This is a genomic window from Curtobacterium luteum (genome assembly GCF_014646995.1).
GTDB classification, from domain to species: Bacteria; Actinomycetota; Actinomycetes; order Actinomycetales; family Microbacteriaceae; genus Curtobacterium; species Curtobacterium luteum.
In genome coordinates this window covers 66,674-79,369 of sequence record NZ_BMOI01000003.1, presented here as the reverse complement: position 1 = coordinate 79,369, position 12,696 = coordinate 66,674, and the positions used below count along the sequence as shown (strand labels likewise).

The window sequence follows — 12,696 nt, the reverse complement described above, 5'->3', positions numbered from 1 at the left end:
CGCCGGCTCCGGCGGCACACCCCGTCGGCACCTCGACCGGAAGGCCCGCACCATGTCCGCCCACCTCGTCGTCAACGTCCTCCTCGGCCTCGCGCTGGTCGTCTTCCTGGCGTACCGGCAGGCCACCTGGCAGTACCTCGACCCGGCCCGCATCTGGCGGACGCCGCTCGTCATGGGTGTGGTCGGGGTCGTCGTGCTCGCGAACAGCGGCGTCACGGTCACCACGACCGACGTGGTGTTCCTCGCGATCGAGGCCCTCGTCACGATCGCGGTCGGTCTGACCACGGGCAGCATCACACGCTTCCGGACCGTGTCGACGCCGGACGGCAAGGGCCGCACGCTCCAGTCCCGGACCGGATGGGCCGGGGCTGCGCTCTGGATCGTCCTCATCGTCGTCCGGATCGGGCTCGACGTCGTCGGCGGGCACCTCGGCGCCCACCTGCTCACCGCCACCGGGACGATCCTGCTCGTCCTCGCGCTGAACCGGGCAGCCCGCGCCGTCGTCGTCGACCAGCGCATCCCCCGCGGCGCGCGCCGAGCCAGCATGATGGTCCGGTGACCACGACCGCCGACCCCGAGCGGACCGACCTCCCCCGAGGTGACGAGGGCGGACGGTCCCGTTCGGGCGTGGCCTGGGCGCTGAACGCCCTCGGGGTCGTCGTGGTCGGCTTCTGGTTCGTCCGGAACGGCCTCGGCCTGCACCACCCGGCGTGGGTCTGGGCCGTCGGCGGCGTCGCACTCGCCGCCTGGGTCGTCCGCGAGGTCACCCGGTCCGTGGTCGTGGTCCGCGCCGCCGCCGGCGTGATGATCGTCGCCGGGTCGCTCGTGGTCGTGCCCACCGACGCGCTCATGGTCGTCCCGGTCGTCGCCGGCGTGGTGCTCCTCGGGGCCAGCACGGCGCTGCCGGTCTGGGTCGGTGGGGTCGCGGCACTCGTGGGCTTGGCGATCGTCGCCGGGTCCGCGGCGGTCCTCGGTGCCTCCGTGCAGTTCGTCCTCGGTGCGAGCGCCGGTCTCCTCCTCGGTGTCCTCGTCGGCTTCGGTCGGCGGCAGCTCCGGGTCACCGAGCAGCGGTCGCGCGAGGTGCTGCAGGAGCAGCAGCGTGCGGCGCTCCTGGCGGACCGGTCGCGCGCGGCACGGGACGTCCACGACGTCCTCGCGCACTCGCTCGGTGGGCTCGTGCTCCAGCTCGACGCGGTCGAGGCCCTCCTCGAGGCAGGGCGCGTCGACGAGGCCGCACGACGCGCGGGGGAGGCCCGGACCCTCGCCGCCGACGGCCTGGCCGAGGCCCGCCGGGCCGTGCGCGCGCTGCGCGACGACACGGTCCCGACGACCGACGCCGACGCGACGGACACGACCCGCGCCTCCCGGCTGTCGGCCCTGCTCGACGACCACCGGTCCTTCGGCGGCTCCGTCACGGCGCACGGCACCGAGGTGCTCGACGAGCTCGACGCGGCGCACCGCGCCGCGGTGGTCCAGATCGCCCGGGAGGCACTGAGCAACGCCCGCAGGCACGCCCCCGGCCGCCCCGTGGCCCTCGAGGTCGTCCGGGACGGCTCCGCCGTGTCCGTCACGATCGCGAACCCGCTCGGCTCGGACGGCCACGGCATCACCGGGATGCGCGAGCGCGCCGCCGAGCTCGGCGACGGCTCGACCGTGGAGGCCGGGGTCCGCGACGGCGCGTTCGTCGTGGTGATGTGCCTCCCGGCAGCGGTCCCGCCGGAGGGACGGCCGTGACGATCCGCGTCCTCGTCGTCGACGACCAGGCGATCGTCCGCGACGGCCTGGTGACGGTGCTGTCGCTGGTGCCGGACCTCGAGGTCGTCGGAGAGGCCGCCGACGGAGCCGAAGCCGTGGCGGCGGTGGAGCGTGAGCGGCCGGACGTCGTCCTGATGGACCTGCGGATGCCGGGCGTCGACGGGCCCACCGCGACCGCCAGGATCGTCGCCGGCCACCCGGAGGTCGGCGTCCTCGTGCTGACCACCTTCGCGGACGACGACTCGATCGTGACGGCGCTGCGAGCCGGTGCGCGCGGGTACCTCACGAAGGACGCCGGGCGGACGGAGATCGCGACGGCGATCCGGGCGGTCGCGTCCGGGCAGGCGACCTTCGACGCCTCGGTCGGGGCGCGGCTCGTCGCCCGGCTCGCCGGGGCACCCGCTGCCGATCCCGCGTCGGCGACGACCGCGGACGTGCGGGCCCGGTTCCCGCAGCTCACCCCGCGCGAAGCGGACGTCCTCGAGCGGATCGCCGCGGGACGCACGAACCCGGAGATCGCGGCGGAGCTCTTCCTGACCGTGCCGACCGTGAAGTCCTACGTGAACCAGGTGTTCGCGAAGCTCGGGGTCCGCAGCCGTGCGGAGGCCGTGGCGCTCGTCCTCCGCTGACCCGCGCCACCCCGCCCGCACGCGGCTCCCGCGTCAGCGACGTTGACCGCGCGCTCGTGGACCGCCCAGGCGGCGCCAAGGGACGTCACGTACCGTTCACGCAGTCGTCACCCGGACCGTGTCGATGCAGGCGGCCCCACACCGCCCGCGTCCACCCTCCGCCGTGACCGCGACGCGCCCGCCCGCGCCCCCGGTGCTGCGCCCGCCGTCGCCGGTGCACCGATGCGCCGCCGTCCGGCGTGCCCCGCTCGCCCGGGCCACCCGACCGCATGCGCAGCGCGCGCCCACGTGCCAGCAGGAGACCGACATGACCGACACCCTGAGCGTCCCGACGTTCCGACTCGCCACCGCGACCCGTCCCGCGGTGCCGCACCGGGCCTCCCGGCGGGGTCTCGACGACCACGGGCTCGCACCCGCGTGGATGCGCGCGGTCGGCGCGGTCCTGCTGCTCGGCGGGCTCGCGCTCTCCGCCGCCGTCCTCGGCTGGCCCGGCGACGCACCGGAGGCTTCGCTGCTCGTCCCCGGGCTGGTCGGCGTGGTCGCCGGGTTCCTGCTCCTCGTCGCGCGCACGGGCCTCACGGTGACCGACGAGCACGTGACGGTGCGCTTCCGACCGCTCCCGCCCCGCCGGATCGCCCGCCGGCGGATCGCGGACGTGCGCCTGGTCGAGGCGGACGCGTCGACGTACGGCGGGATCGGACTGCGGCGTGCGCGGGGCGTCCGCGCCCTGCTCCTCACCCCGGGCACCGGCGTCGAGATCACCGACGACCGCGGCCGTGTCACGTTCGTCCGGACGGCCCGTCCTGAAGCGGCGTACCGCGCGCTGGCCGCCTGAACCGCACCGAGCGGAGCGGGAATGCCGGGCTGGTCCGGCACCTTATACACGCCAGTGTCAAAGAAGGTCAAGCCAGGACTGGACACCGGGGGACAAGCCGACCTATGATGACAGTTCGCGCTCCCTGGCTCGTCGTGTCGTCATATTGCGGTCGACCGTTGGTTCACACCGAACCCGCCTGGTGACGCCGGGTCCGTATATGGCGGCGGGCCCCGCTCACTCCGATCATCGCACAGGTCGCATCCGTCGGATGCGCACCGTTCTCCGTGTGTTGGTCACCAGGTCGCGCTGAAGCGTCAATCCACCCACCTACGTGCTGCTCGTCAGTACCGGCCCGACGGGGCCTACCGGAGGTCACACCCTTGGCTGCTGCGCCCAACGCATCCACCAACCCCAAGAACGGTCGCAACCACTCGCGACTCTCGTTCGCCAAGATCACGGACACCCTCACGGTTCCGGATCTGCTCGCCCTCCAGACGGAGAGCTTCGACTGGCTCGTCGGCAACGACGTGTGGAAGGCCCGCCTCGCGGAGGGGCAGGAGCAGGGTCGCACCGACCTCGCGCTGCACTCCGGGCTCGAGGAGATCTTCGAGGAGATCTCCCCGATCGAGGACCTCGGCGAGACCATGCAGCTCGGCTTCACGTCGCCCGAGCTCGAGGACCCGAAGTACTCGATCGACGAGTGCAAGGAGCGTGGCAAGACCTACGCCGCGCCGCTCTACGTCAACGCCGAGTTCATGAACCACATGACCGGTGAGATCAAGACGCAGACCGTGTTCATGGGCGACTTCCCGCTCATGACCGAGCGCGGCACGTTCATCATCAACGGCACCGAGCGCGTCGTCGTCTCGCAGCTCGTCCGCTCGCCGGGCGTGTACTTCGAGCGCGCGCAGGAGAAGACCTCCGACAAGGACATCTACTCCGCCCGCGTCATCCCGTCGCGCGGTGCCTGGCTCGAGTTCGAGATCGACAAGCGCGACCAGGTGGGCGTGCGCATCGACCGCAAGCGCAAGCAGTCCGTCACGGTCTTCCTCAAGGCCCTCGGTCTGACCAGCGAGGAGATCCTCGACGAGTTCAAGGGCTTCGCCTCGATCGAGTCGACCCTCGAGAAGGACGCCATCCTCACCAAGGAAGAGGCGCTCAAGGACATCTACCGCAAGCTCCGTCCGGGCGAGCAGGTGGCGGCCGAGGCGGCGCGTGCGCTCCTCGACAACTTCTACTTCAACCCGAAGCGCTACGACCTGGCGAAGGTGGGCCGCTACAAGCTCAACCGCAAGCTCGGCATGGACGCGCCGCTGAGCGACTCGGTGCTGACCGTGCAGGACATCGTCGCGACGATCAAGTACCTCGTGTCGCTGCACGCCGAGCGCACCACCATCGACGGCGTCCGCGACGGCGAGCCCGTCCAGCTCCGCCTCGACGTGGACGACATCGACCACTTCGGCAACCGTCGCATCCGCGCCGTCGGCGAGCTCATCCAGAACCAGGTCCGCACCGGTCTGTCCCGCATGGAGCGCGTCGTCCGCGAGCGCATGACCACGCAGAACATCGAGGCGATCACCCCGCAGACCCTGATCAACGTGCGCCCCGTCGTCGCCGCGATCAAGGAGTTCTTCGGGACGTCGCAGCTGTCGCAGTTCATGGACCAGAACAACCCGCTCGCGGGCCTGACGCACAAGCGTCGTCTCTCGGCCCTCGGCCCGGGCGGTCTGTCCCGTGAGCGTGCCGGCGTCGAGGTCCGTGACGTCCACCCGTCGCACTACGGCCGCATGTGCCCGATCGAGACCCCGGAAGGCCCGAACATCGGCCTGATCGGTTCGCTCGCGTCGTTCGGTCGGATCAACTCCTTCGGCTTCATCGAGACCCCGTACCGTCGCGTCGTCGACGGCCAGGTCACGACGCAGATCGACTACCTGACCGCATCGGAAGAGGACGACTTCGTCGTCGCCCAGGCCAACGCGCCGCTGACCGACTCCTTCCACTTCCAGGACGACAAGGTGCTCGTCCGGAAGAAGGGCGGCGAGGTCGAGCTCGTCGGCAAGGACGAGGTCGACTACATGGACGTCTCCCCGCGCCAGATGGTGTCGGTCGCGACGTCGCTCATCCCGTTCCTCGAGCACGACGACGCGAACCGCGCCCTCATGGGTGCGAACATGCAGCGTCAGGCCGTGCCGCTCCTCCGTTCCGAGTCGCCGCTCGTCGGCACCGGCATGGAGGGCTACACCGCCATCGACGCCGGTGACGTCGTCACCGCCGACAAGGCCGGTGTGGTCTCCGAGGTCTCGGCCGACGCCGTGACCCTGCAGCTCGACGAGGGCGGCACGCAGACCTACTACCTGCGCAAGTTCGACCGCTCGAACCAGGGCACGAGCTACAACCACCGCGTCATCGTCTCCGCAGGCGAGCGCGTGGAGCAGGGCGAGGTCATCGCCGACGGTCCCGCGACGGAGAACGGCGAGCTCGCGCTCGGCAAGAACCTCCTCGTCGCGTTCATGCCGTGGGAGGGCTACAACTACGAGGACGCGATGATCCTGTCGCAGAACCTCGTGAAGGACGACACGCTCTCCTCGATCCACATCGAGGAGTACGAGGTCGACGCCCGCGACACGAAGCTCGGCAAGGAAGAGATCACCCGCGACCTCCCGAACGTCAGCCCGGACCTCCTGGCCGACCTCGACGAGCGCGGCATCATCCGCATCGGCGCCGAGGTCCGCCCCGGCGACATCCTGGTCGGCAAGGTCACCCCGAAGGGCGAGACCGAGCTCTCCGCCGAGGAGCGCCTGCTCCGCGCGATCTTCAACGAGAAGTCGCGCGAGGTGCGCGACACCTCGCTGAAGGTGCCCCACGGTGAAGAGGGCACGATCATCGGCGTCAAGGTGTTCGACGCGCAGGACGGCGACGACGAGCTCGGCTCGGGCGTCAACCAGCGCGTGGTCGTCTACATCGCCCAGAAGCGCAAGATCACCGCGGGCGACAAGCTCGCCGGTCGTCACGGCAACAAGGGCGTCATCTCGACGATCCTGCCGGTCGAGGACATGCCGTTCCTCGCGGACGGCACCCCGGTCGACATCGTGCTCAACCCGCTCGGCGTCCCCGGCCGCATGAACTTCGGCCAGGTCCTCGAGATCCACCTCGGGTGGCTCGCGAAGCAGGGCTGGAACGTCGAGGGCATCCAGGAGTGGGCCGAGGCCCTCCCCGAGGCCGCCCGCCACGCGGAGCCCGGCACGAAGGTCGCCACCCCGGTGTTCGACGGCGCGTACGAGCGTGAGATCGAGGGCCTCCTCGACAACACCCTCCCGAACCGCGACGGCGAGCGTCTGATCGGTTCGTCCGGCAAGGCGCAGCTCTTCGACGGCCGCTCCGGCGAGCCGTTCCCGGAGCCCGTGTCGGTCGGCTACATGTACATCCTCAAGCTGCACCACCTGGTCGACGACAAGATCCACGCGCGCTCGACGGGTCCGTACTCGATGATCACGCAGCAGCCGCTGGGTGGGAAGGCGCAGTTCGGTGGACAGCGCTTCGGTGAGATGGAGGTGTGGGCGCTCGAGGCGTACGGCGCCGCCTACGCGCTCCAGGAGCTCCTGACGATCAAGTCCGACGACATCCTCGGCCGCGTGAAGGTCTACGAGGCGATCGTCAAGGGCGAGAACATCCAGGAGCCCGGCATCCCGGAGTCGTTCAAGGTCCTCATGAAGGAGATGCAGTCGCTCTGCCTGAACGTCGAGGTCCTCTCGGCCGACGGCCAGGCGGTCAGCCTCCGCGACACGGACGACGAGGTCTTCCGTGCCGCCGAAGAGCTCGGCATCAACATCTCCTCGCGGTTCGAGTCGTCGTCCGTCGACGACATCTGATCCCGCCCGTACTCGTAACGAATCCAGCTAGAGAGAAGAACATTGCTCGAAGCAACTTCATTTGACGCACTGCGGATCGGTCTCGCCACGGCCGAGGACATCCGCCAGTGGTCGTACGGCGAGGTCAAGAAGCCGGAGACCATCAACTACCGCACCCTCAAGCCCGAGAAGGACGGTCTGTTCGGCGAGCAGATCTTCGGTCCGTCCCGCGACTGGGAGTGCGCCTGCGGCAAGTACAAGCGCGTCCGGTTCAAGGGCATCGTCTGCGAGCGCTGCGGCGTCGAGGTCACCAAGTCCTCGGTCCGCCGTGAGCGCATGGGCCACATCGAGCTCGCCGCGCCCGTCACGCACATCTGGTACTTCAAGGGCGTCCCGTCGCGCCTCGGGTACCTCCTCGACATGGCGCCGAAGGACCTCGAGAAGGTCATCTACTTCGCGGCGTACATGATCATCGACATCGATGAAGAGGGCCGTCACGCCGACCTCCCGGGTCTCGAGAACGAGATGCGTCTCGAGATCAAGACCCTCGAGGGCCAGCGCGACTCGATCATCGCCGACCGCCTCAAGAAGCTCGAGGACGACCTCGCAGCGCTCGAGGAGGAGGGCGCCAAGGCCGACGTCAAGCGCCGCACGAAGGACACCGCCGAGAAGGAGATGTCCCAGGTCCGCAAGTCGTTCGACGAGGACATCACCCGCCTCGAGCGCGTGTGGGAGGACTTCCGCAACCTCAAGGTGGGCGACCTCAAGCCCGAGGACGCCGTCTTCCACGAGCTGCAGGACCGCTTCGGCATCTACTTCGACGCCTACATGGGCGCCGAGGCGATCAAGCTCCGTCTCGAGGCGTTCGACCTGGCCGCCGAGGCCGAGTCGCTGCGCCTGCAGATCGCTGAGGGCAAGGGCCAGAAGAAGATCCGCGCGATCAAGCGTCTGCGCGTGGTCTCCTCCTTCCTCGCCACCGGCAACTCGCCGGCCGCGATGGTGCTCGGCGTCGTGCCGGTCATCCCGCCGGAGCTCCGCCCGATGGTGCAGCTCGACGGTGGCCGCTTCGCCACGAGTGACCTCAACGACCTCTACCGTCGTGTGATCAACCGCAACAACCGTCTCCGCCGCCTGCTCGACCTCGGTGCCCCCGAGATCATCGTGAACAACGAGAAGCGCATGCTGCAGGAGGCCGTCGACGCGCTGTTCGACAACGGTCGTCGTGGTCGTCCGGTCACGGGTACCGGCAACCGCGCCCTGAAGTCCCTGAGCGACATGCTCAAGGGAAAGCAGGGTCGTTTCCGCCAGAACCTGCTCGGCAAGCGCGTCGACTACTCGGGCCGTTCGGTCATCATCGTCGGCCCGCAGCTCAAGCTCCACCAGTGCGGTCTGCCGAAGCAGATGGCGCTCGAGCTGTTCAAGCCGTTCGTCATCAAGCGCCTCATCGACCTGTCGCACGCGCAGAACATCAAGTCGGCCAAGCGCATGGTCGAGCGTTCGCGTCCGCAGGTGTGGGACGTGCTCGAGGAGATCATCCGCGAGCGCCCCGTGCTGCTGAACCGTGCGCCGACGCTGCACCGTCTGGGCATCCAGGCGTTCGAGCCGCAGCTCGTCGAGGGCAAGGCCATCCAGCTCCACCCGCTCGTGTGTGCTGCGTTCAACGCGGACTTCGACGGTGACCAGATGGCCGTGCACCTGCCGCTGTCGGTGGAGGCGCAGGCCGAGGCCCGCATCCTCATGCTCGCCTCGAACAACATCCTGAAGCCGTCCGACGGCCGTCCGGTGACCCTGCCCGCGCAGGACATGATCATCGGTCTGCACCACCTCACGACCGTCCGCGAGGGCGCCGTGGGCGAGGGCCGCGCGTTCTCCTCGGTCGCCGAGGCGATCCTCGCGAAGGACCAGGGCACGCTGCACCTCAACGCGCTCGTCAAGATCCGCATGTCCGACGTGTACTTCGCCGAGGGCGAGGCGCCGGAGGGCTACGTGCAGGGCGAGCCGGTGCTGCTCGAGACGACCCTGGGCCGTGCGCTCTTCAACGAGACCCTCCCGGCGAACTATCCGTTCGTCCAGAAGGTCACCGACAAGGGCGTGCTGTCCGCGATCGTCAACGACCTCGCGGAGCGCTACTCCAAGACCGAGACGGCCGCCGCGCTCGACCGGATCAAGGACGCCGGCTTCTACTGGGGCACCCGCTCCGGTGTGACCGTCGCGCTCTCCGACGTCGTGACGCCTCCTCGCAAGAAGGAGATCATCGCGGGCTACGAGGTCCAGGCCGCCAAGGTCCAGGGCGAGTTCGACAAGGGTCTGATCACCGACGCGGAGCGCCGCGCCGACCTGATCAAGATCTGGACCGAGGCCACGAACGAGATCGCGCAGGAGATGCGCGACAACTTCCCGGTCGACAACACCATCAACCGCATGGTCTCGTCGGGTGCTCGTGGTAACTGGCTGCAGGTGCGCAACATCGCCGGTATGCGTGGTCTGGTGAACAACCCGAAGGGTGGGATCATCGCCCGCCCGATCATCAACTCGTACCGCGAGGGCCTGACCGTGGCGGAGTACTTCATCGCCACGCACGGTGCCCGCAAGGGTCTGGCGGACACGGCTCTCCGTACCGCCGACTCGGGCTACCTGACCCGTCGTCTCGTCGACGTCTCGCAGGACGTCATCATCCGCGAGGACGACTGCGGCACGACCCGCGGCCTCGAGCTGCCGATCGCGACGAAGGCTGCCGACGGCTCCCTCGTCCGCGACCCGCGCGTCGAGAACACCGTGTACTCGCGCACCCTGGCCACCCCGGCCGTGGACGCGCAGGGCACGGTCGTCGCCGAGGCCGGCGAGGACGTCGGTGACGTGCTCCTCGAGAAGCTGCTCGCGGCCGGTGTCGAGAGCATCAAGGTGCGCTCGGTGCTGACCTGCGAGTCGGCCATCGGTGTCTGCGCGAAGTGCTACGGCCGTTCGCTCGCCACGGGCAACCTCGTCGACATCGGCGAGGCGGTCGGCATCATCGCCGCCCAGTCCATCGGTGAGCCCGGTACCCAGCTGACGATGCGTACCTTCCACACGGGTGGTTCGGCCTCGGCCGACGACATCACCCAGGGTCTGCCGCGTGTCACGGAGCTCTTCGAGGCGCGGACCCCCAAGGGTGCGTCCCCGATCGCCGAGGCCCCCGGCCGCGTCACGATCGAGGACACCGACAAGGGTCGTCGCATCATCCTCACGCCGGACAACGGCGACGAGCCGTTCATCTACCCGGTGCTCAAGCGTGCGACGCTCCTCATCGAGGACGGCCAGCACGTCGAGCTCGGCGAGCAGTTCATCGCCGGCACGGTCGACCCGAAGGAGGTCCTCCGGGTCAAGGGTGTGCGCGAGGTCCAGAAGCACCTCGTCAACGGTGTGCAGGACGTGTACGGCTCGCAGGGCGTGCCGATCCACGACAAGCACATCGAGGTCATCGTGCGCCAGATGCTCCGCAAGGTCACCGTCGTCGACCACGGCGACACCGACCTGCTCCCGGGCGAGCTCGTCGACCGCTCGCGGTACAACGAGCTCAACCGTGCGGCGCTGCAGGAGGGTCGCAAGACCGCTTCCGCTCGCCAGGAGGTCATGGGCATCACCAAGGCGTCCCTCGCGACCGAGTCGTGGCTGTCCGCCGCGTCCTTCCAGGAGACGACCCGCGTGCTCACGCAGGCCGCCATGGAGGGCAAGCAGGACCACCTCGTCGGCCTCAAGGAGAACGTCATCATCGGTAAGCTCATCCCCGCCGGGACGGGCCTCAGCCGGTACCGCGACGTGGACGTGAACGCGACCGAGGAAGCGAAGGCCGAGCGGTACCCCAACCGCATCTTCGCGGACGACTCGTCGTTCTCGGACGCCGACCTGAGCTTCGTCGACTTCGACAGCTTCTCGTCGGACGACTTCACGCCCGGGACGTACAACTGAGTCTGAAGTGACCCACGAAGGGCCCCGCATCCGTCAGGATGCGGGGCCCTTCGCCGTTGCGGGTCGCGTCCGCGACCACGCGTCGGCCTGGAGGCGCGGTGCGGGCCCGCCACGGGCCTCCAGGCCGGCAGGCGGTGCGGTGCCACCGCGTCAGGCGGTGCGGCCCTTCTCGTCGACGAGCGAGTACAGGCTGAGGACGTTGCCGTCGGGGTCGCGCACGTCGAACCAGTTCGTGGCGCCGTCGATGCACTCCACCGGCCCGATGTCGATGCCGAGGGCCCCGATGCGGCTGTGCTGGGCGGTCACATCGTCGACGCCGAAGCGGACCGTGACCGGGTTCTCCTCGGCGTGCTCGTCCTCGTAGAGCTGGATCCAGATGCCGCCGACCTCGTACTCGGCGACGCCGTCCTCGGGTTCGAGGTCCGGCTCGGTGCGCTCGAAGACCGCGCCGTACCAGAGGCAGGACGCCTCGATGTCGGTGACGGGCAGCCCCACGGTCACGCTCGTGATGTCCATGACTCATCATGTCCCGACGGGGGTGGCCGCGTCGAGGGTTTCCTGGCGTGCTGGCAGGCTGGGGACATGGCGACACTGCGCGAACGGATCACGGCCCCGGCCCACCTCGAGTCCCGGGTGCCGACCGGCGGTCTGACCTTCCGGGCGGCGACCCCTGACGACGTCGACGGCGTGCACGCGGTGGCGGTCGCAGCGGCCGCGGTCGACGACCCACGCAGCCGTCCCTCCACAGCCGACGTCGAGCGCACGTTGTCCACGGACGGGCTCGACGTCGCCCGCGACACCCTCGTCGGCGTCGATGCTGACGGGCATGTGCAGGCGTACGCGATCGTCGTCGACGTCCCGTCCCGGGTCACCGCGGCCAGGGCGGTGCTCGAGGGCGCGGTCCACCCGGATCTCCGCGGGCAGGGGATCGGCCGGCGGTTGTTCGCATGGCAGGTCGGCCGCGCGCGTCAGCGTCTTGCGGGGCTCGACGTCGACCTGCCCGCGAGCATCGACGCCGGCGGACCCGAGGGTGCGGCGGTCCTCCGGCTCGCCGCACGCTTCGGCTTCGAGCCGGTGCGCACCTGGGTCGACATGGAGCGCGTGTTCGACGGGCGGAGCGGCACGGACGTGCCGGAACTCCCCGTGGGCCTGCACCTCCGGCCGGCCACCGACGCCGACATCGAGCCCCTGCGGACCGCCAAGAACGACGCGTTCCGCGACCACTGGGGTTCCCAGCCGATGGTCGCGTCCGACTGGCGTGGCTTCCTCACGTCGTCCAAGAGCCGGCTCGACCTGTCACGGATCGTCGTCGACGGAGCCGGGGCCGTGGTCGCGTTCGCGATCGTCGAGGTCGATCCGGCGACCTTCGACGCCCGTGGCCGCTCGTACGGGTACGTGCACTGGGTCGGCGTCGTGCGCGCTGCCCGCGGGAAGGGTCTGGCACCGATCGTGCTGGACGCCGCCTGCGACGCCGTCCGCGCCGAAGGGCTGTCCGCCGCGGTGCTCCACGTGGACGCGGAGAACCCGAGCGGGGCGGGGCGGATCTACGAGCGGCTCGGCTTCGTCCCGGGCGAGGTGCACGTCACCGTCGCGGCGTCCCTCTGACGCGGGACAGCACGGGGCGCGTGCTCGGCCGACACCCTCACATTGGGGGCACCCGATCCCCCTCCGCCCCCTCCTTCTGGGACTTCGGCCTCCGATC

8 protein-coding genes are annotated in these 12,696 nt (G+C 69.9%); 7 read left to right on the top strand and 1 reads right to left on the bottom strand.

Annotation, left to right across the window (positions count from 1 at the left end):
- The first annotated feature begins 52 nt into the window (after positions 1–52).
- The 6 genes from IEY20_RS05055 to rpoC all read left to right on the top strand — a co-directional run bounded on the left by IEY20_RS05055 (position 53) and on the right by rpoC (position 10,994).
- A complete protein-coding gene (locus tag IEY20_RS05055; protein ID WP_175328300.1) occupies positions 53–559 on the top strand; it encodes a hypothetical protein in 507 nt (168 codons plus the stop codon).
- A complete protein-coding gene (locus IEY20_RS05050) occupies positions 556–1,734 on the top strand; it encodes a sensor histidine kinase (protein WP_175328299.1) in 1,179 nt (392 codons plus the stop codon). The genes IEY20_RS05055 and IEY20_RS05050 overlap by 4 nt, the downstream gene beginning before the upstream one ends.
- Positions 1,731–2,384 carry a response regulator gene (locus IEY20_RS05045; protein WP_175328298.1) on the top strand — a complete coding sequence of 218 codons (654 nt, stop codon included), beginning with the start codon at positions 1,731–1,733 and terminating at the stop codon, positions 2,382–2,384. The genes IEY20_RS05050 and IEY20_RS05045 overlap by 4 nt, the downstream gene beginning before the upstream one ends.
- Before the next feature lie 307 nt (positions 2,385–2,691).
- The gene (locus tag IEY20_RS05040; protein ID WP_022904463.1) at positions 2,692–3,219 is read left to right on the top strand and encodes a hypothetical protein; all 528 of its coding nucleotides are present in this window, start codon (positions 2,692–2,694) and stop codon (positions 3,217–3,219) included.
- Positions 3,220–3,581: 362 nt separating this feature from the next.
- The gene (gene rpoB, locus IEY20_RS05035; RefSeq protein WP_175328297.1) at positions 3,582–7,070 is read left to right on the top strand and encodes a DNA-directed RNA polymerase subunit beta; all 3,489 of its coding nucleotides are present in this window, start codon (positions 3,582–3,584) and stop codon (positions 7,068–7,070) included.
- 42 nt (positions 7,071–7,112) lie between these two features.
- The gene (gene rpoC, locus IEY20_RS05030) at positions 7,113–10,994 is read left to right on the top strand and encodes a DNA-directed RNA polymerase subunit beta' (protein ID WP_175328296.1); all 3,882 of its coding nucleotides are present in this window, start codon (positions 7,113–7,115) and stop codon (positions 10,992–10,994) included.
- Between the two features lie 150 nt (positions 10,995–11,144).
- Here rpoC and IEY20_RS05025 read toward each other — a convergent pair whose 3' ends face one another.
- Positions 11,145–11,510, bottom strand: a complete 366-nt coding sequence (locus tag IEY20_RS05025; RefSeq protein ID WP_022904460.1) for a VOC family protein — start codon at positions 11,508–11,510, stop codon at positions 11,145–11,147.
- Positions 11,511–11,576: 66 nt separating this feature from the next.
- On the opposite strand from IEY20_RS05025, the gene IEY20_RS05020 reads away from it, so the two are divergent.
- Positions 11,577–12,599 carry a GNAT family N-acetyltransferase gene (locus IEY20_RS05020; RefSeq protein WP_175328295.1) on the top strand — a complete coding sequence of 341 codons (1,023 nt, stop codon included), beginning with the start codon at positions 11,577–11,579 and terminating at the stop codon, positions 12,597–12,599.
- The last annotated feature ends 97 nt before the right edge of the window (positions 12,600–12,696 follow it).

Bases quoted from the DNA above. Each gene is read 5' to 3' on its own strand.
- IEY20_RS05025 (WP_022904460.1), bottom strand. From the start codon at position 11,510: ATGGACATCACGAGCGTGACCGTGGGGCTGCCCGTCACCGACATCGAG.
- IEY20_RS05040 (WP_022904463.1), top strand. From the start codon at position 2,692: ATGACCGACACCCTGAGCGTCCCGACGTTCCGACTCGCCACCGCGACC.
- IEY20_RS05055 (WP_175328300.1), top strand. From the start codon at position 53: ATGTCCGCCCACCTCGTCGTCAACGTCCTCCTCGGCCTCGCGCTGGTC.
- IEY20_RS05020 (WP_175328295.1), top strand. From the start codon at position 11,577: ATGGCGACACTGCGCGAACGGATCACGGCCCCGGCCCACCTCGAGTCC.